Origin of the sequence: Streptomyces sp. NPDC058674, assembly GCF_042716505.1 — a bacterium.
Taxonomy (GTDB): domain Bacteria; phylum Actinomycetota; class Actinomycetes; order Streptomycetales; family Streptomycetaceae; genus Streptomyces.
In genome coordinates, this window is the sequence record NZ_JBHXSC010000064.1 from 14,838 (window position 1) to 33,452 (window position 18,615).

Annotated in this window: 19 protein-coding genes; 10 read left to right on the forward strand and 9 right to left on the reverse strand. The window is 73.9% G+C overall.

All coding sequences use genetic code 11. The features are described 5' to 3' along the window. Positions 1–50 precede the first annotated feature (50 nt). Positions 51–866 (forward strand): hypothetical protein, encoded by an 816-nt coding sequence (locus ACFWU6_RS26755; RefSeq protein ID WP_383802488.1) that lies wholly within the window; start codon positions 51–53, stop codon positions 864–866. A gap of 106 nt (positions 867–972) precedes the next feature. Next, entirely contained in the window at positions 973–1,317 is a 345-nt protein-coding gene (locus tag ACFWU6_RS26760; RefSeq protein ID WP_383802443.1) for a rhodanese-like domain-containing protein, read from the forward strand. A gap of 11 nt (positions 1,318–1,328) precedes the next feature. Here ACFWU6_RS26760 and ACFWU6_RS26765 read toward each other — a convergent pair whose 3' ends face one another. From ACFWU6_RS26765 to paaA, 6 genes are all read right to left on the reverse strand, one after another. Further along, positions 1,329–2,471: an acyl-CoA dehydrogenase family protein gene (locus ACFWU6_RS26765; protein WP_383802440.1), complete on the reverse strand. Its 1,143-nt coding sequence runs from the start codon at positions 2,469–2,471 to the stop codon at positions 1,329–1,331. A 192-nt stretch (positions 2,472–2,663) separates the two neighbouring features. After that, complete coding sequence (locus tag ACFWU6_RS26770) at positions 2,664–3,779, reverse strand: 2Fe-2S iron-sulfur cluster-binding protein (protein ID WP_383802437.1); 1,116 nt, start codon at positions 3,777–3,779, stop codon at positions 2,664–2,666. Next, entirely contained in the window at positions 3,780–4,292 is a 513-nt protein-coding gene (gene paaD / locus ACFWU6_RS26775) for a 1,2-phenylacetyl-CoA epoxidase subunit PaaD (protein WP_383983490.1), read from the reverse strand. Next, positions 4,286–5,038 carry a 1,2-phenylacetyl-CoA epoxidase subunit PaaC gene (gene paaC / locus ACFWU6_RS26780; RefSeq protein WP_383802431.1) on the reverse strand — a complete coding sequence of 251 codons (753 nt, stop codon included), beginning with the start codon at positions 5,036–5,038 and terminating at the stop codon, positions 4,286–4,288. Before paaC ends, paaD begins: the two co-directional genes overlap by 7 nt. Next, positions 5,035–5,319, reverse strand: coding sequence for a 1,2-phenylacetyl-CoA epoxidase subunit PaaB (gene paaB, locus ACFWU6_RS26785; RefSeq protein WP_030009045.1), 285 nt, complete (start codon positions 5,317–5,319; stop codon positions 5,035–5,037). Before paaB ends, paaC begins: the two co-directional genes overlap by 4 nt. Further along, positions 5,316–6,308 (reverse strand): 1,2-phenylacetyl-CoA epoxidase subunit PaaA, encoded by a 993-nt coding sequence (gene paaA, locus ACFWU6_RS26790; RefSeq protein WP_383802426.1) that lies wholly within the window; start codon positions 6,306–6,308, stop codon positions 5,316–5,318. Before paaA ends, paaB begins: the two co-directional genes overlap by 4 nt. A gap of 135 nt (positions 6,309–6,443) precedes the next feature. On the opposite strand from paaA, the gene ACFWU6_RS26795 reads away from it, so the two are divergent. The 3 genes from ACFWU6_RS26795 to ACFWU6_RS26805 are packed head-to-tail and all read left to right on the forward strand — an operon-like array spanning position 6,444 to position 9,154. Beyond that, positions 6,444–7,112 carry a DUF5819 family protein gene (locus tag ACFWU6_RS26795; RefSeq protein ID WP_383983492.1) on the forward strand — a complete coding sequence of 223 codons (669 nt, stop codon included), beginning with the start codon at positions 6,444–6,446 and terminating at the stop codon, positions 7,110–7,112. Beyond that, a complete protein-coding gene (locus tag ACFWU6_RS26800) occupies positions 7,100–8,356 on the forward strand; it encodes an HTTM domain-containing protein (protein WP_383983494.1) in 1,257 nt (418 codons plus the stop codon). Before ACFWU6_RS26795 ends, ACFWU6_RS26800 begins: the two co-directional genes overlap by 13 nt. A gap of 9 nt (positions 8,357–8,365) precedes the next feature. After that, positions 8,366–9,154, forward strand: coding sequence for a TrmH family RNA methyltransferase (locus ACFWU6_RS26805; protein WP_383802417.1), 789 nt, complete (start codon positions 8,366–8,368; stop codon positions 9,152–9,154). 34 nt (positions 9,155–9,188) lie between these two features. Here the strand turns inward: ACFWU6_RS26805 and paaN are convergent, their stop codons facing one another. After that, the gene (paaN, locus tag ACFWU6_RS26810; RefSeq protein WP_383802414.1) at positions 9,189–10,871 is read right to left on the reverse strand and encodes a phenylacetic acid degradation protein PaaN; all 1,683 of its coding nucleotides are present in this window, start codon (positions 10,869–10,871) and stop codon (positions 9,189–9,191) included. A gap of 124 nt (positions 10,872–10,995) precedes the next feature. On the opposite strand from paaN, the gene ACFWU6_RS26815 reads away from it, so the two are divergent. Further along, entirely contained in the window at positions 10,996–12,516 is a 1,521-nt protein-coding gene (locus tag ACFWU6_RS26815; RefSeq protein ID WP_383802412.1) for a 3-hydroxyacyl-CoA dehydrogenase, read from the forward strand. Further along, complete coding sequence (locus ACFWU6_RS26820) at positions 12,513–13,103, forward strand: TetR/AcrR family transcriptional regulator (RefSeq protein ID WP_383802409.1); 591 nt, start codon at positions 12,513–12,515, stop codon at positions 13,101–13,103. Before ACFWU6_RS26815 ends, ACFWU6_RS26820 begins: the two co-directional genes overlap by 4 nt. Before the next feature lie 43 nt (positions 13,104–13,146). Here ACFWU6_RS26820 and ACFWU6_RS26825 read toward each other — a convergent pair whose 3' ends face one another. After that, entirely contained in the window at positions 13,147–13,707 is a 561-nt protein-coding gene (locus ACFWU6_RS26825; protein ID WP_383802406.1) for an Lrp/AsnC family transcriptional regulator, read from the reverse strand. Between the two features lie 177 nt (positions 13,708–13,884). Here ACFWU6_RS26825 and pdhA point away from each other — a divergent pair, with 177 nt between their 5' ends. The 3 genes from pdhA to ACFWU6_RS26840 are packed head-to-tail and all read left to right on the forward strand — an operon-like array spanning position 13,885 to position 17,371. Next, the gene (gene pdhA, locus ACFWU6_RS26830) at positions 13,885–15,018 is read left to right on the forward strand and encodes a pyruvate dehydrogenase (acetyl-transferring) E1 component subunit alpha (protein ID WP_383802485.1); all 1,134 of its coding nucleotides are present in this window, start codon (positions 13,885–13,887) and stop codon (positions 15,016–15,018) included. Beyond that, positions 15,018–16,034, forward strand: coding sequence for an alpha-ketoacid dehydrogenase subunit beta (locus ACFWU6_RS26835; protein WP_383802403.1), 1,017 nt, complete (start codon positions 15,018–15,020; stop codon positions 16,032–16,034). The genes pdhA and ACFWU6_RS26835 overlap by 1 nt, the downstream gene beginning before the upstream one ends. Continuing rightward, complete coding sequence (locus ACFWU6_RS26840) at positions 16,034–17,371, forward strand: dihydrolipoamide acetyltransferase family protein (RefSeq protein ID WP_383802401.1); 1,338 nt, start codon at positions 16,034–16,036, stop codon at positions 17,369–17,371. Before ACFWU6_RS26835 ends, ACFWU6_RS26840 begins: the two co-directional genes overlap by 1 nt. 234 nt (positions 17,372–17,605) lie before the next feature. On the opposite strand, the gene ACFWU6_RS26845 is transcribed toward ACFWU6_RS26840, so the two are convergent. Beyond that, entirely contained in the window at positions 17,606–18,583 is a 978-nt protein-coding gene (locus ACFWU6_RS26845; protein ID WP_383802398.1) for an NAD(P)H-quinone oxidoreductase, read from the reverse strand. Positions 18,584–18,615 lie beyond the last annotated feature (32 nt).

Consider the following 18,615-nt stretch of genomic DNA (forward strand, 5'->3'; position numbering starts at 1 on the left):
GGCCGTAGGCTGGCCGGGTGAGCGAGCAGACCGAGCAGAGCGAGCAGCCCGTGCAGTCAGCCCCCGGGGATGCCGGCGACTCCGGCGGAGAGCGTCCCGAAGCGCGCCTGGAGCGGGCCGTGCGGGCCGCCGAGCAGGCACTGATCGAATTCGAGATCGCGGTGGAGACCTTCCGGGTGGAGGTGGAGAACTTCTCCCGCCTGCACCACCAGAAGCTCGGCCCGATGTACTCGCGGCTCGATGAGCTGGACGCGCAGATCGCCGAGGCCAAGGCGGCCGCCACCGGAGATCCCGAGGATCTGCGGCGGGCCCGCGAGGCGCGCTCGCTGGTCATGCCGATGCCCGGCGTGGACGAGCTGTTCCACGACTGGATGGGCTCGGACGGGATCTCCGACGACGCGGGCGCCATGCTCACCGACCGCCCCGTGCGGCCGCCGCAGCGGGTGCGCCCCTCAGAGGAGGTGCGCCGCCTCTACCGCGAACTGGTCCGCCGGGCCCATCCGGACCTCGCCCAGGACGAGGCGGAGCGGGAGCGCCGGGACGCGTTCATCGCGCGGGTCAACGCGGCCTACGGGCGGGGCGAGGAGCAGCAGCTGCGCGAGCTGGCCGAGGAATGGGCGGCCGGCCCGGCGCCCGAGCAGTCGGCTCCGGAGGAGAGCGGGGAGCTGTACGCCCGGCTGGAGTGGCTGTCGCGCCGCAAGGAGCTGTTGTCGCTGGTGGCCAAAGAGCTGGAGGACAGCGCGATCGGGTCGATGCTGCGGATGGCTCCGGACGACCCGGACCGGCTGCTGGAGGAGATCGCGGAGCAGTTGCTGGCGCAGGTCTCCGAGCGCGAGGCGGAGCTGGCCGGGCTGTCCGCCCCGTAGTCGGGGGCTCCGCCCCGTAGGGCGGGGCGTGCCGCCGCGACCGGCGGGGCCGCGAGGCCCCGTCGGATAGGTTGGCCTCCCCATCCGCGATGAGAGAAGGCGACGCATGAACTTCGGACCGCTTCCCTCGGTGGACGCCGCCGCGGTGCCCTCCGAAGGCTTTGTCCTCGACGTCCGTGAGGACGACGAATGGGCGGCCGGGCACGTCGAGGGCGCTCTGCACATCCCGATGAGCGACTTCGTCGCCCGCTTCGGCGAGCTCACCGAGGCCGTGGACGACGGCCGGCGGGTCCACGTGATGTGCCGGGTGGGCGGACGCTCCGCACAGGTCACCCAGTACCTCGTGCGCCAGGGCGTCGACGCCGTCAACGTCGACGGCGGGATGCAGGCGTGGGACGGCGCCGGGCGCCCGATGGTCACGGACAGCGGGAACCAGCCCTTCGTCCTGTAGACCCGCCCCGGTCAGGCGAGGGAGTGGGCGGCCAGCAGGTCGCCCAGGGCCTCCTCGTGCGCGGCGGCCGGACCGAGCTGGAGCTCCAGCTGCTTGGCCCACGCGTGGTAGCGGTGGAGCGGGTAGTCGGTGTCGGCGCCGAACCCGCCGTGCAGGTGCTGCGCGGTCTGGACGACCCGCCGCACCCCCTCCGAGGCCCAGATCTTGGCGACCGCGACGTCCCCGGCGCTCGGCAGGGGGCCGCCCGCTCCGCAGGTCGCGGCGTCGAGGCGCCAGGCGGCCTGCCAGAGGGTGGCCTCCATCGCGCGCAGGTCGATGTAGCGGTCCGCGGCCTGGACGGCCACGGCCTGGAAGGTGGCCACCGGGAAGCCGAACTGCTCCCGTTTGGCGGTGTACCGGCTGGTCATGGTGAGGACGCGCTCGCCGAGGCCGAGCGCGAGGGCGCAGGTCCCGGTGGTGAGGATCTGGCGGAGCCGGTCCCAGGCGCCGGGGGCCGCGATGAGGTGCGTGGCCGGTACCCGTACGCCGTCCAGGGACAGTTCGGCGAGGCGTTCCCCGCTGGTGGAGTACTGCTCGGCGAGGGCCAAGCCAACGGCCGCGCGCGGGACGAGCGCGAGGACGGCCCCGCCCTCGCCGGTGTGGGCCGGTACGGCGATCCAGTCGGCGCTCTGCGCCCAGGGGACGGCGGTCTGCGTGCCGTCGAGCGTCCAGGCGCCGCCCTCCCGGCGGGCGAGCACGGCCAGTTCGGCCGGATCGTGCCCGGAGCGGCCGTGGGCGGCGGCGGTCAGCACGAGGTCCCCGCTCCCGGCGCCGGGCAGCAGTGCGGCGGACAGTTCCGGGCTGCCGTGGGCCTGGACGGCCATGGCGGTGGCGCAGTGCTCCAGCAGCGGCACCCGGGCCAGCACCCGGGCGGCCTCGCGCAGCACCAGGCACAGGGCGACGGTGTCCAGGCCGGCGCCGCCGTGCTCCTCGGCGAGGACCAGGCTCAGCAGGTCGGAGGAGGCGAGCGTGGCCCACAGCGGGCGGTCGAAGTCCTGGGCCACGGCCCCCGGCGTCAGCGCGGGGCTCGGCACGCCGTCGGGCGCGATGTCCGCGAACACGGCCCGCGCCGCCTCGACGGCGGCCTGCTGCTCCTCGGTGAAGGTGAAGTCCACTGCCTGTCCTCCCGCGCACCCGGTCCGTCCTGTTCCTGACGGTGCGTCAAGATAGAACAAGTTCTTGGAAATGCACAGCCTGCGGCGGGACCGGATGCGGAGAGGGGCCCCGGCGCCCGGACCGTGTGCCCTGCACCCGGGACACACGGTCCGCGCCCGGCGCCTGGCACCTGGGGGGCGGGGCGCGGGGGGTCAGCGGTCGAAGTCGATCTCCACGTCCTCGGTCACCGCGTGCGACTGGCAGGCCAGCACGAAACCGGCCTCCGTCTCCTCGTCCTCCAGCGCGAAGTTGCGCTCCATCCGGACCTCGCCCGTCACCAGGAAGGCCCGGCAGGTGCCGCACACCCCGCCCTTGCAGGCGTACGGGGCGTCGGCGCGGTTGCGCAGCACCGCGTCGAGCAGGGACTCGCCGTCGAGGACCGGCCAGGTGCCCGATCGCCCGTCGAGCCGGGCGGTGACCCGGCCGCGGGCGGCGGAGGCCGCGGTGGCCGGGCGGGCGGGCGGGGCGGCGTCCTCGACGTGGAAGACCTCCTCGTGGACCCGGCTGCGGGCGACGCCGAGGGCGGTCAGCGCACGCTCGGCGCCCTGCACCAGGCCGTACGGTCCGCACAGGAACCAGCCCGTGACCTCGGCGACCGGCAGCAGGGCCGGCAGCAGCTCGGCCAGCCGTGCCTCGTCGAGGCGCCCGGAGGGCAGGCCGGCCTCCTGCTCCTCGCGGGAGAGGACCGTCACCAGCTGGAAGCGCGCGGGGTAGCGGTCCTTGAGGTCGGCGACCTCCTCCAGGAACATCGTCGAGGCGGCCGTACGGTCGCTGCGCACCAGGCAGAACCGGGCGTCCGGCCGGGCGGCCAGCAGGGTCGCGGCCATCGACAGCACGGGGGTGATCCCGCTGCCGCCGACGACCGCCGCGTAGTGCCCGCCGGCCGGGCCGGCCGCCGGGTCCAGGACGAACCGTCCGGCCGGGACCATCACGTCCAGTACGTCGCCCGCGGCGATCTCCTTGTGCGCGAACGTGGAGAACTCGCCGCCCTCCACCAGCCGCACCCCGACCCGCAGCTGCTCCGGGCCCGGGCCGTCCGGAGCCGGGGCGGCCGAGCAGATCGAGTACGTGCGCCGGATCTGCGCCCCTTCGGGTGTGGACCGGCGGAGGGTGAGGTGCTGACCGGGAGCGTGCCGGTACTGGGCGCGCAGCCCGTCGGGGACCTGGAGGACCAGCGCCACCGCGTCGTCGGTGAGACGCTCGACCGAGGCCACCGTGAGCGGGTGGAACGCGCCGTGCCGACCGGCCGGCCGGGGTGCCTCGGCCATCTACAGCTCCTTGAAGTGGTCGAACGGTTCGCGGCAGGCGACGCAGCGGCGCAGGGCCTTGCACGCGGTGGAGGAGAAACGGCTGAGCAGCTCGGTGTCGGTCGACCCGCAGCTCGGGCAGCGCACCGAGAGGGTGAGGGGGACCGGACCGTCGGCCGCGTGCGGTCGGGGCGGGGCGATGCCGAACTCGGCGAGCTTGCGGCGCCCCTCGGCGCTGATGTCGTCGGTGGACCAGGCGGGCGCCAGCACGGTGCGCACCCGGACCTCGGGGATGCCGTGGTCGTTCAGGACCCGCTCGATGTCCGCGGACATGGCCTCGATGGCGGGGCAGCCGGTGTAGGTGGGGGTGAGGGTGACCTCGACGTGGCCGTCCTCGTGCATGTGCACCCCGCGCATGACGCCGAGCTCCGCGAGGGTGAGCACGGGCAGCTCGGGGTCGGGGACGGAGCCCGCGAGCGCGGCCAGCTCCGCCTCCAGCCGGGTCGTCCCGGCCGTCCCCGTGCCGGTCACCACGACGCACCCGGGTGGCTGCGGTGCAGGTGCTGCATCTCGGCGAGGAGCCGGCCGAACGGTTCGGTGTGCAGGCCCTGCCGGCCGGCTCCAGCCGCCCAGGCCCCGGTGCGCGGCCCCGCGGGCAGGGCGAGCCCGGCCCGCTCCAGCAGGGCGGCGACCGCGGCCAGCCAGCGGGCCTCCAGAGCGGACCAGTCCAGGTCGAGGCCCTCGACGGGCCGGAACATCTCCCCGGTGTACTTCCACAGGGAGTCCAGGGCAGCCCGTATGCGGTCGTGGCTCTCCGGCGTGCCGTCGCCGAGCCGCAGCGTCCACTGCTCGGCGTGGTCGCGGTGGTAGGCGGTCTCCTTGACGGCCTTGGCCGCGAGCGGGGCGAAGGGGCCCCCGCCGCGCGCCAGTTCCCCGTACAGCTCGTGCTGGTAGAGGGAGAAGAACAGCTGGCGGACGATGGTGTGGGCGAAGTCGCCGTTCGGCTGCTCGACCAGCTGGAGGTTGCGGAAGGAGCGCTCCTCGCGGAGGAAGGCCAGCTCGTCCTCGTCGCCGACCAGGGACAGCAGCACGCGGGCCTGGCCGAGCAGGTCGAGGGCGATGTTGGCGAGGGCGACCTCCTCCTCCAGGACGGGGGCGTGCCCCGCCCACTCGCCGAGGCGGTGGGAGAGGATCAGCGCGTCGTCCCCGAGGGCCAGGGCCGCCGCGGTGACGGCGGGCCCGGCGTGGCCGAGCGCGGTGTCGGTGTCGGTGCCGGTCACAGGTGGCTCACTCCCTCCGGGATGTCGTAGAAGGTGGGGTGCCGGTAGGGCTTGTCGGCGGACGGCGCGAAGAACGGGTCCCGCTCGTCCGGCGAGGAGGCGGTGATCTCCGTGGAGGGCACCACCCAGATCGAGATGCCCTCGCCGCGGCGGGTGTAGAGGTCGCGGGCGTTGCGCAGGGCCATCTCCGCGTCGGGGGCGTGGAGGCTGCCCGCGTGCGTGTGCGAAAGGCCGCGCCGCGAGCGCACGAACACCTCCCACAGGGGCCAGTTCTGCGTCATACCCGTGCCTCCTCGGTCTGTCCGGTCTTCTTCGCGGCCTGCTTGTCCGCATACGCCGCTGCCGCCTCGCGCACCCAGGCGCCCTCCTCGTGGGCCGCGCGGCGCTGGCCGATCCGCTGCTCGTTGCAGGGGCCGTTGCCCTTCAGCACGTCCCAGAACTCGGCCCAGTCGATCGCGCCGAAGTCGTGGTGCCCGCGCTCCTCGTTCCACTTCAGGTCCGGGTCGGGCAGGGTCAGGCCCAGCGACTCCGCCTGGGGGACGGCGATGTCCACGAAGCGCTGGCGCAGCTCGTCGTTGGAGTGGCGCTTGATCCGCCAGGCCATCGACTGCGCCGAATGCGACGAGGAGTCGTCCGGCGGGCCGAACATCATCAGCGAGGGCCACCACCACCGGTCCACCGCGTCCTGCGCCATCGCGTGCTGCGCCTCGGTGCCCTGCGACAGGGCGTGCAGCAGCTCGTACCCCTGGCGCTGGTGGAAGGACTCCTCCTTGCAGATCCGCACCATGGCGCGGGCGTAGGGCCCGTAGGAGCAGCGGCAGATCGGCACCTGGTTGGTGATCGCCGCTCCGTCCACCAGCCAGCCGATGGCGCCGACGTCCGCCCAGGTCAGCGTCGGGTAGTTGAAGATCGAGGAGTACTTCTGCCGGCCCGCGTGGAGCAGGTCGAGCAGCTCGTCGCGGCTGGTGCCGAGGGTCTCGGCGGCGCTGTACAGATACAGCCCGTGGCCCGCCTCGTCCTGCACCTTGGCCATCAGGATCGCCTTGCGGCGCAGCGAGGGCGCGCGGGTGATCCAGTTGGCCTCGGGCTGCATGCCGATGATCTCGGAGTGGGCGTGCTGGGCCATCTGCCGGACCAGGGTGGCGCGGTACGCCTCGGGCATCCAGTCCCGCGGCTCGACGCGCTCGTCCGCGGCCACCGCTGCGTCGAAGGCCGCGGCGAGCTGCTCCAGCGCCGTGTCCTGTCCCGTGTCCGGGGTCACTGCCACCATCCCGGCCCCCTGTCTGAGTCTGCCGTCCGCCCGACCGACCGATCGTTCGGTTCATCCTCTTCAATGGTGGGACGACGGCCCGTAGGGTGTCAACCTCTGTGGTGAACCCTGTGGACACCGGATGATCGGGGCGGGATGGATTCGAACGAGCGCGAGCCCGCCGAAGCGGTCGCTCCGCCGCCGCCCAGGGCGCCCGGAATCGCGGGCCTGCCCGCCCCGTACCGGGTCGTCGCGGCCCTGGCCCTGGGCGTGGTCGCCGCGGCCGCCTGCTCCCACCTGGGGCTCGTCTTCCTGCACGTGGCTCCCGCGAACACGCTGAGCAAGGAGCACGCGCGGACGGTCGACGGCTGGATCTACCCGGAATTCGAACAGAACTGGAAGCTCTTCGCCCCCAACCCGCTCCAGCAGAACATCGCGGTGCAGGTCCGGGCCGAGGTGCGCCCGTGGACCGGCGGCGAACCGGTCACCACCGCCTGGCGGGACCTGACCGCCGAGGACGGGGCGGCCATCCGGCACAGCCTGCTGCCGAGCCACACCGAGCAGAACGAGCTGCGCAGGGCCTGGGACTTCTTCACGGGCTCCCACGACGAGGACGCCAAGCCGAACGGCGAGCGCGGCGAGCTGTCCGAGGAGTACCTGCGGCGGATCGCGCTGGACCGGATCGGACCGGACCTCCGCGAGGAGGGGCGCGTCCTGCGGATCCAGCTGCGCTCCGCGACGACGGCGGTGGCCGCGCCGAAGTGGAGCACCGAGAAGACGGACACCCAGACCTACTACCGGGAGCTGCCGTGGTGGAGGGCGTGAGTCCCCGGGCCTCGGCGCGGCGGGCACTGGCGGAGGTCTCCGGACGGGCCCTGGGCCCGTACCAGAGCGCCGTGATCCGCATCGGCTTCGCCGGCACCTGGCTGTTCTTCCTGCTCAGGGAGTTCCCGAACCGGGCCGAGCTGTACGGACCGGACGGGCCGTGGAGCTTCGGGCTGGCCGAGCGGCTGACCGCCTCGAACGGCGCCTTCACGGTGCTGCTGTGGTCCGACTCAGCCCTGTGGTTCGAGACCGTCTACGCGGTGGCCGTGCTGGCGAGCGCGGCCCTGCTGCTGGGCTGGCGGACCCGCGCCTCGTCCGTGGTGTTCATGGTCGGGGTGCTGTCGCTGCAGAACCGCAGCGTCTTCATGGGGGACGGCGGGGACAACGTCATCCACCTGATGGCGATCTACCTGGTGCTGACGCGGTGCGCCCGGGTGTGGTCGCTGGACGCGCGCAGGGCCCGTACGCGCGGCTCGGCCACGGCCGGGGCGGCGGGGCCGGTGCTGTGGGCCGTACTGGGCGCGGTGCTCGCGTACGGGGCGGCGGCCGGGCGGTTCGGCCCGGGCTGGCTGGCGGCCTTCGCGACCGTGTGGGTCTTCGCGGCGCTGTGGTGGACGGCCGACCGGTACGAGCCCGAGGGGGACGGGCGGGCGACGCTGGACGTGCTGGCGAACCTGCTGCACAACGCGGGGATGCTGGTGATCATGGCGGAGGTCTGCCTGATCTACGCGACGGCCGGGTGGTACAAGATCCAGGGGTCGCGGTGGCAGGACGGAACCGCCCTGTACTACCCGCTCGGACTGGACTACTTCACGCCCTGGCCGGGGCTCTCGGCGCTGCTGGCGAGCAGCGGGACGCTGGTGATGCTGCTGTCGTACGGCACGGTCGCGGTGCAGGTGGCGTTCCCGTTCACGCTCTTCAACCGGCGGATCAAGAACGTGCTGCTGGCGGTGATGATGCTGGAGCACGCGGGGATCGCGGTCCTGCTGGGACTGCCGTTCTTCTCCCTGGCGATGATCACCGCCGACGCGGTGTTCCTGCCGACGGTGTTCCTGGTGTGGCTGGGGCGGCGGGTCGGCGCGGTCGTGCCCCGGCGCAGGGCGGCGGCCGCGGAGCCGGAGCCGCAGCCGGAGCCGCAGTCGGAGCCGCAGTCGGAGCCGCAGTCGGAGTCGGCGCCCGTGCCCGCACCGGCGGCCCACAGCGCCGCCCGGGGGGCGCGCCCGGGGTGGGGGCGGGGAACGTAGGGTCGGGGCATGGGTGCGGACGCGGGATCGGGAGAAGTCGTGCGGCAGTGGCGGGAGGCCGCGGGGCGGGGGGACCTGGTGCTGCTGGACGGGTTCCACGCGCTGAAGCACGCCCTGCGCTTCGGGGCCCGGGTCGAGGCGGTCGTCGCCGACGACCCCGCCGCCGTACGGGCGCTCGCCGCCGGGTTGGCGCCGGATGTCGAGGCGGACGTGGCCCGGCTGGTACGGGCCGCGTCGCTCAAGGAGCTGCTGCCCCGCGTGCACCCCACCGGGGTCGCCGCGCTCGCCGTACGGCCCGATGCCGAGGCGGGCCGCGCCGTGCTCGGGAGGCTCCCGCGCCCCGCCCCCGTGGTCGTGCTCGACAACCCCCGCAACCTCGGCAACGTCGGAGCCGTGGTCCGCCTCGCCGCCGGCTTCGGCGCCACCGGCGTGCTCACCCGCGGCGACCTCGATCCCTGGCACCCGAACGCGGTGCGGGCCGGGGCCGGGCTGCACTACGCCACCACGGTGGACCGGCTGGGCCCGGACCTGGACGAACTGCCCCCGGGCCCGCTCTACGCACTGGACCCCGAGGGCGAGGACATCCGCGCCCTCGCCCTCCCGGACGACGCCCTGCTCGCCTTCGGCTCGGAGCGCCACGGCATCTCGCCCGAGCTGCGCGCCCGGGCGGACCACCTGGTCTCCCTGCCGATGCGGCCGCAGGTCTCCAGCTACAACCTGGCGACCTCGGTGGCCATGGCCCTCTTCCACTGGGGCGGGCCGGCCGCCCCGGCCGGAAGGGACGGCCCGGTGCTGTGACCGGACGGCGCCGGCGGGCCGGCCCGCCGACCCGCTATGCCTGGCGGCGGACCTCCACCACCCGGAAGCGGTTGGAGACGAACGCCCCGTCGCACAGGGCCGCATTGGCCGCCGGATTGCCGCCGGAGCCGTGGAAGTCGGAGAACGCCGCGGTCTGGTTGACGTACACCCCGCTGGTGAGGTTGAGCGAGAGCTGCGCTGACTCCTCCAGGCATACCTCCTCGATCGCCCGCTCCGTGTCCGCCGAGGTTGTGTACGCGCCGACGGTCATGGCGCCCTTCTCCCGCACCGTGCGGCGCAGGAGGTCGAGGGCGTCCGCCGTCGAGTCCACGGCCACCGCGAAGGACACCGGGCCGAAGCACTCCGAGAGGTAGGCCGCGTCCGGGTCCGGCTTGGCCGCGTCCAGCTTGACCATGACCGGCGTGCGGACCACGGCGTCCGGGAAGTCCGGGTTCACGATCTCCCGGGAGGCCAGCGCGACCTCGCCGAGCGAGGCAGCGGCCTCCAGCCGGGCCTTGACGTCCGGGTTGACCAGGGCGCCCAGCAGCGCGTTGGCGCGGGCGTCGTCGCCGAGCAGGCCGCCGACCGAGTCCGCGAGGTCGGCGACGACCTCGTCGTACGTCTTGTGCCCGGCGTCCGTGGCGATGCCCTCGCGGGGAATCAGCAGGTTCTGCGGGGTGGTGCACATCTGGCCGCTGTACAGGGACAGGGAGAACGCCAGGTTGGACAGCATGCCCTTGTAGTCGTCGGTGGAGTCCAGGACGACCGTGTTGACGCCGGCCTTCTCCGTGTAGACCTGCGCCTGGCGGGCGTTGGCCTCCAGCCAGTCGCCGAACTCCGTGGAGCCGGTGTAGTCGATCAGCTTGACCTCGGGTCGCACCGCCAGGGTCTTCGCGATGCCCTCGCCGGGCCGCTCCACCGCCAGCGCCACCAGGTTGGGGTCGAAGCCGGCCTTCGCGAGCACCTCCCGCGCCACCCGCACGGTCAGGGCCAGGGGGAGCACGGCGCGCGGGTGCGGCTTGACCAGCACGGCATTGCCCGTGGCCAGGGAGGCGAACAGCCCCGGGTAGCCGTTCCACGTGGGGAAGGTGTTGCAGCCGATCATCAGGGCGATGCCGCGCGGGACGGCCGTGAAGCTCTTGCCGAGCTGCAGCGGGTCCCGCTTGCCCTGGGGCTTGGACCAGTCGGCCCGCCCCGGGACGCGGGTCTGCTCCTCGTAGGCGTAGGCCACTGCCTCCAGGCCGCGGTCCTGTGCGTGCGGGCCGCCCGCCTGGAAGGCCATCATGAAGGCCTGCCCGCTGGTGTGCATGACCGCGTGCGCGAACTCGTGGGTGCGGGCCGAGATGCGGGAGAGGATCTCGATGCAGACCACGGCGCGGGTCTCGGGGCCCGCGTCCCGCCAGGCGCCCATGCCGGCCCGCATCGCGGGCAGCAGCACCTCCGGGTCCACGTGCGGGTACTCCACCCCCAGCTCCGGGCCGTACGGGGACACCTCGCCGCCGACCCAGCCGTCCGTGCCGGGCTGGTCCAGCTCGAAGCGGGTGCCCCGCAGGGCCTCGAAGGCGGCGAGCCCGTCGGCGGGCGCGGTCTCGCCGTACGCCTTGGGGTGCTCGGGGTGCGGGGACCAGTAGGCACGGCTGCGGATGGCCGACAGGGCCTGGTCCAGGGTGGGCCGGTGCGTGGCGGACAGCTGGGGGACGGTGAGCTCGGCGGCCATCAGGGACCAACTCCTCGTTGAGCCGGGCGAAGGAGAGCAGACTGGAGCTAGAGTAACCGAACGATCGGTCGGGACAAGAGGGCCCGGCGGACCTGTGGATAAGTCGGTGCGGGAGGATCGGGTCATGACAGCAATCGAGCGGTCTCGGACTGTGGCGGTCGTCGGCGCGGGCACCATGGGGCAGGGCATCGCCCAGGTCGCCCTTCTCGCAGGTCACCGCGTGCTGATCTACGACATCAACGCCGCACTCGCCGCGGACGGCGTCGGCATGGTGCAGGACCGCGTCGAGCGGATGGCCGCCAAGGGGCGCCTCGACGTGGCGGAGGCCCAGGACGCCGTCGCCCGGATCGCCCCGGCCGCCGGCCTCGGCGACCTCGCGGGCGCCGCCCTCGTCGTCGAGGCGGTCGTCGAGGACGCCGGCGTCAAGCGGGCCCTCTTCCAGGCCCTCGAAGAGGTGGTCGCCCCGGACGCGCTGCTGGCCACGAACACCTCCTCCCTCTCGGTCACGGAGCTCGCCGCCGGCCTCGCGCACCCCGGCCGCTTCCTCGGCCTGCACTTCTTCAACCCCGCACCGCTGCTCCCGCTCGTCGAGGTGGTCACCGGCTCCGCCACCGACCCGGCCGCCGCCGAAAGCGCGTACGCCACCGTCCTCGGCTGGGGCAAGACGCCGGTCCGCTGCTCCGACACCCCCGGTTTCATCGTCAACCGGATCGCCCGCCCCTTCTACGCCGAGGCCTTCGCGGTGTACGAGGAGCAGGGCGCCGACCCGGCCACCATCGACGCCGTGCTCCGCGAGAGCGGCGGCTTCAAGATGGGCCCCTTCGCACTGACCGACCTCATCGGCCAGGACGTCAACGAGGCCGTCACCCGCTCGGTGTGGGACTCCTTCTTCCGCAGCCCCAAGTTCACCCCCTCCCTCGCGCAGCGCCGCCTGGTCCAGTCGGGCCGCCTCGGACGGAAGTCGGGGCACGGCTGGTTCCCGTACGGACCCGACGCCGTCCTCCCCCAGCCGCACACCGCCGGACCCGAGGACGCCCCCGACAAGGTCACCGTCGTCGGCGACCTGGGGCCGGCGGCCGAGCTGGCCGACCTCCTGGAGGAGGCCGGGATCGCGGTCACGGCCACCGGGAACGGCGGCCCGTACATCCAGCTGCCCGGCGAGGGCCAGCTGGTCCTCGCCGACGGCAAGACCTCCGTGGAGTTCTCGGACGTCGTCTACTTCGACCTCGCGCTGGACTACCGCGCCTGCACCCGTGTCGCCCTCTCCGCGAGCGAGGACACCAGCGAGCGGACCCTCGCCGAGGCGGTCGGCCTCTTCCAGAAGCTCGGCAAGCAGGTCTCGGTCATCGGTGACGTCCCCGGCATGATCGTCGCCCGGACCGTGGCCATGCTGATCGACCTCACCGCCGACGCCGTGGCCCGCAACGTGGCGTCCGCCGAGGACATCGACACCGCGATGCGGCTCGGCGTCAACTACCCGCTCGGACCCGCCGAGTGGCACGACCGGCTCGGCCGCGACTGGGCCTACGACCTGCTCCACCACCTCGACGAGCGCTGTCCCGGCGGCCGGTACGCGCCCTCGCTGGCGCTCTTCAGGCTGGGCTACGCGGCGGGCACCGACGACGAGGCGGAGGACAACGGATGACGACGGCCAAGCGGGACACCTACACCCCCGAGACACTCCTGTCCGTCGCCGTACAGGTCTTCAACGAGCGGGGCTACGACGGCACCTCGATGGAGCACCTGTCCAAGGCGGCGGGGATCTCGAAGTCCTCGATCTACCACCACGTCGCGGGCAAGGAGGAGCTGCTGCGGCGGGCCGTCAGCCGCGCCCTCGACGGCCTGTTCGCCGTGCTGGAGGAGCCGCGCGCGGTACGGGGCCGCGCCGTCGAGCGCGTCGAGTACGTCACCCGGCGCACGGTGGAGGTGCTGGTCGGCGAGCTGCCGTACGTGACCCTGCTGCTGCGCGTACGGGGCAACACCCGGACCGAGCGCTGGGCCCTGGAGCGCCGCCGCGAGTTCGACCACCAGGTCGCCGAGCTCCTCAAGGCCGCCGCGGCCGACGGGGACCTGCGCGCGGACGTGGACATCCGCCTCGCCACCCGCCTGCTCTTCGGCATGGTGAACTCGCTGGTCGAGTGGTACCGCCCGCACCCGGGCACGAGCCAGGACCAGCTCGCGGACGCGGTGGTCAGCATGGCCCTGGACGGTCTGCGGACCGTCCGGAAGTGACCCGCCCGCCCGGGGCGGGCCCACCGCCCGGCCCCCGGACGGCCTAGTCCTCCGTGATCGTCGGTCCGGCCGGCCTCCCCGGGCCCGGGGACAGCAGGTCCGTCTCCTCGAAGACCAGCAGGGTGCGGGTGGAGAGGACCTCCGGGATGGACTGGAGGCGGGTCAGGACCAGCTCGCGCAGCGTCCGGTTGTCTGGCGTGTGCACCAAGAGCAGCACGTCGAAATCCCCACTGACCAGGGCGATGTGGGCGGCCCCGGGAAGCTCGCGGAGCTGTTCGCGGACCGTGCGCCAGGAATTCTGGACGATCTTCAGGGTGATGTAGGCGGAGGCCCCCTGGCCCGCCCTTTCGTGGTCCACGCGGGCGGTGAACCCGCGGATCACACCGTCGTCGATCAGGCGGTTGATGCGGGCGTAGGCGTTCGCGCGCGACACGTGCACCTGCTCGGCCACCGACCGGATCGACGCGCGGCCGTCCGCCTGGAGCAGCCGCATGATCGACCGGTCGATCGGGTCGAGCGGGCGGGGCGGCACCGGCGGACATGCGGGGGCGCCCCCGGGCGGGACCGGCGCGGAGCCCGCTCCGGCCATTTGTTCATCCGGCATTGCCCGATGCCTCACTCTCCTGGACGTCCTGCATCCATCCCAGGGCCCCGCCGCCAGTTTGTCCACAGCCTGGAGCCGCCTGTAGCCAAATTGCGCGGACAACCGAACAATCGGTAGGTGAGGCGCCTCACATCCGAGGCGTCCATGCCCGCTTCCCACGAGGAGGTGTACGCCGCCATGACGGTCCAAGAGCTGCCCGGTGCCGGTGCGTCCCACCGCTCCACCCCGCCGCCCGCCTGGAGGCCCCGTACGGACGCCGCTCCGCTGCTCCCGGACCCCGAGCCCTACCGGGTGCTGGGCACGGAGGCGGCCGACCGGCTCGACCCGGCCCTGATGCGGCGCTGCTACGCCGAGCTGGTCCGCGGCCGCCGCTACAACGCCCAGGCCACCGCGCTCACCCGGCAGGGCCGGCTCGCCGTCTACCCCTCCACGGTCGGCCAGGAAGCCTGCGAGGTCGCGGCCGCCCTGGTCCTGGAGGAGCAGGACTGGCTCTTCCCGAGCTACCGCGACACCCTGGCGGCCGTCGCGCGCGGACTGGACCCCGTCCAGGCGCTGACCCTGCTGCGCGGCGACTGGCACACCGGCTACGACCCGCGCGAGCACCGCATAGCCCCCCTGAGCACCCCGCTCGCCACCCAGCTGCCGCACGCGGTGGGCCTGGCGCACGCGGCCCGGCTGCGCGGGGACGACGTGGTGGCCCTCGCCATGGTCGGCGACGGCGGCACCAGCGAGGGCGACTTCCACGAGGCGATGAACTTCGCCGCCGTCTGGCAGGCACCGGTGGTCTTCCTCGTGCAGAACAACGGCTTCGCGATCTCCGTCCCGCTCGCCAAGCAGAGCGCCGCCCCGACCCTGGCCCACAAGGCCGTGGGGTACGGCATGCCCGGCCGGCTGGTCGACGGCAACGACGTCGCCGCGATGCACGAGGTCCTGTCCGAGGCCGTCCGGCGGGCCCGGGCCGGCGGCGGCCCGACCCTGGTCGAGGCGGTCACGTACCGGATCGAGGCCCACACCAACGCCGACGACGCGACGCGCTACCGCGCGGACGCCGAGGTCGAGGCGTGGAAGGCGCACGACCCGGTCCGGCTGCTGGAGCGCGAGCTGACCGCCCGCGGCCTCCTCGACGAGGAGGGCATACGGGTGGAGCGGGAAGCGGCGGAGGAGATGGCGGCGGCGCTGCGCGAGGGGATGAACGCCGATCCCGTGCTGGACCCCATGGACCTCTTCGCGCACGTCTACGCGGAGCAGACCGGCCGACTGCGCGAGCAGGCGGCCATGCTCCGTGCGGAGCTGGAAGCGGAGGACGCGTGATGACCACGGCGACGGAGGCGAAGCCCGCCCCGGCCAAGCCGGCCACGATGGCGCAGGCCCTGAACCGGGCGATGCGCGACGCGATGGCGCAGGACCCGACCGTCCACGTCATGGGCGAGGACGTCGGGACGCTGGGCGGGGTCTTCCGGATCACGGACGGGCTGGCGAAGGAGTTCGGCGAGGAGCGCTGCACGGACACCCCGCTGGCGGAGGCCGGAATCCTGGGCGCCGCGGTCGGCATGGCCATGTACGGCCTGCGGCCCGTGGTGGAGATGCAGTTCGACGCCTTCGCGTACCCGGCCTTCGAGCAGCTGATCTCCCACGTGGCGAAGATGCGCAACCGCACGCGGGGCGCGATGCCGCTGCCGATCACCATCCGGGTGCCGTACGGCGGCGGGATCGGCGGGGTCGAGCACCACAGCGACTCCTCCGAGGCGTACTACGTGGCGACGCCCGGCCTGACGGTGGTGACCCCGGCGACGGTCGAGGACGCCTACGGGCTGCTGCGGGCGTCCATCGCGAGCGACGACCCGGTGATCTTCCTGGAGCCGAAGCGGCTGTACTGGTCGAAGGCCGACTGGTCGCCGCAGTCGCCCGCGCGGGTGCCGGGCATCGGCAAGGCGCTCGTGCGGCGCAGCGGCACCAGCGCGACGCTGATCACCTACGGCCCCTCGCTGCCGGTGTGCCTGGAGGCGGCCGAGGCGGCCCGCGAGGAGGGCTGGGAGCTGGAGGTCGTGGACCTGCGCTCGCTGGTGCCCTTCGACGAGGACACGGTCGTGGAGTCCGTACGCCGGACCGGGCGCGCGGTGGTCGTGCACGAGGCGGGCGGTTTCGGCGGGCCGGGGGCGGAGATCGCGGCCCGTGTCACGGAGCGCTGTTTCCACCACCTGGAGGCTCCGGTGCTGCGGGTGACGGGCTTCGACATCCCGTATCCGCCGCCGATGCTGGAGAAGCACCACCTGCCGGGCGTGGACCGGATTCTGGACACCGTCGCACGCCTGCAGTGGGAGAACTGATGCCGCAGGTCATGGAGTTCAAGCTGCCGGATCTCGGCGAGGGCCTGACGGAGGCCGAGATCGTGCGCTGGCTGGTGGCGGTCGGCGACGTCGTCGCCATCGACCAGCCGGTCGTCGAGGTCGAGACGGCCAAGGCGATGGTGGAGGTGCCGTGCCCGTACGGGGGCGTGGTCACCGCCCGCTTCGGTGAGGAGGGCCAGGAGCTCCCGGTGGGGGCTCCGCTGATCACCGTGGCGGTCGGCACGGGGGCGGCCGCGGCCGCCGGGGCCGACGCGGAGGCGGAGGCCGGGGCCGAGGCGGAGTCCTCGGGGTCGGGGAACGTGCTGGTCGGCTACGGCACGGACCACTCCCGCCCGGCGCGACGGCGGCGGGTGCGACCCGCCACCGCCGAGGCCGCGCTCGAGGCCCCGGCCCCGGCTCCGGTCGCCGCTCCGGCACCGGCGGCGCCGGCTTCCACCGGGCCGGTGGCGGTCGTCTCGCCGCTCGTCCGCAAGCTGGCCCGGGACCACGGAGTGGACCTGCGGGCGCTGCGGGGATCGGGCCGCGAGGGCCTGATCCTGCGTGCGGACGTCGAGGCGGCGCTGAGTGCTCCGCAGGCCCCGACGGCGGGCCCGGCGGCCGCCGGGCCCGTGTCCGCCGCGGCGGCGCAGGGCGAGCGGATCCCGCTGAAGGGGTTGCGCGGGGTCGTCGCGGAGAAGCTCTCGCGCAGCCGGCGGGAGATCCCGGACGCCACGTGCTGGGTGGACGCCGATGCCACCGAGCTGATGGCCGCCCGGGCCGCGATGAACGCCGTGGGCGGGCCGAAGATCTCGGTGCTAGCCCTGCTGGCGCGTATCTGCACGGCCGCCCTGGCCAAGTACCCGGAGCTCAACTCCACCGTCGACCTGGCGGCGGGCGAGATCGTCCGGCTCCCGGCGGTCCACCTGGGCTTCGCCGCGCAGACCGACCGCGGCCTGATGGTCCCGGTGGTCCGCGACGCCCAGGGCCGCAGCCCGGAGTCCCTCTCGGCGGAGTTCGCCCGGCTGACCGAGCTGGCGCGTGCGGGCAAGCTGGCGCCGTCGGACCTGACGGGCGGGACGTTCACCCTGAACAACTACGGGGTGTTCGGCGTCGACGGCTCCACGCCGATCATCAACCACCCCGAGGCGGCGATGCTCGGCGTCGGTCGGATCATCCCCAAGCCGTGGGTGCACGGGGGCGAACTGGCGGTCCGCCAGGTGGTGCAGCTGTCCTTGACGTTCGACCACCGGGTGTGCGACGGCGGGACGGCGGGCGGCTTCCTGCGCTACGTCGCGGACTGCGTGGAGTCGCCGGCGGTCCTGCTGCGCAGCCTGTAGCGCGAGGCGGACGGGCGGACGGGGTACGGCCCCGCCCGCCCGGGGTCGTACCGGCCGGCCTCGGCCGGGCCGGCCCCGCCGGGCCTGCGCAGGTCGCCGCGGTACGCCGGTGGCGCCGGCGGGGCCGACGGTCGCCCCGGTGCGTCCGCCGGGCGTCCCCGCCGAGCGTCCCAGCCGGGCCTTCGGCGGGCCCGGAGACTGTCCCGGCGGAGCCGGAGGGGGGTTCCGCCGGGGTCAGGGCGTGAGCAGCAGTTTGCCCACGTGGCTGCTGGACTCCATCACCCGGTGGGCCTCCGCGGCCTCCGCCATCGGGAACGTCGCGTGCACCACCGGCCGTACCCGGCCCGCCGACACCAGGGGCCACACGTGCTCCCGTACGGCCGCGATGATGGCCGCCTTCTCCTCCAGCGGCCGCGCCCGCAGCGAGGTGGCGGTGATCGCCGCCCGCTTGGCCAGCAGCGCGCCGAGGTTCAGCTCGGCCTTCACCCCGCCCTGCAGGCCGATGACCGCGAGCCGGCCGTTGACGGCCAGGGCGTCCAGGTTCCGCGCGAGGTACTTCGCGCCCACGATGTCCAGGATCACGTCCGCCCCGGCCCCGTCCGTCGCGGCCCGCAGCTCCGCCACGAAGTCCTGCTCGCGGTAGTCGATCAGGATGTCGGCGCCCAGCTCCTTGCAGCGGGCCAGCTTCTCCGGGCCGCCCGCCGTCACGGCGACCGTCGCCCCCACGGCCTTGCCCAGCTGGATCGCCATCGTTCCGATGCCGCTGGAGCCGCCGTGCACGAGGAGGGTCTCGCCCGGACGCAGCCCCGCCACCATGAAGACGTTGGACCAGACCGTGGCGACGACCTCGGGCAGCGCCGCCGCCGTCACCAGGTCCACCCCGTCCGGGAGGGGAAGCAGCTGGCCCGACGGGACCGCCACCTTCTGGGCGTACCCGCCTCCGGCCAGCAGCGCGCAGACCTCGTCGCCCACCGACCAGCCGGAGACTCCGGGGCCGATGGAGGAGATCCGCCCCGAACACTCCAGGCCCGGGTGGCGGGAGGCGCCGGGCGGCGGTTCGTAGAAGCCCTGCCGTTGGAGGACGTCGGCGCGGTTGACGGCGCTCGCCGCGACCTCGACGAGCACCTCGCCCTCGCCCGCCACCGGATCGGGTACGTCGGTCCAGACGAGGGCCTCGGGGCCGCCGGGCTGCTCGATGGTGATCGCATGCATGGCCCGGAGGCTACGCGAACGGGCCCCGCCGG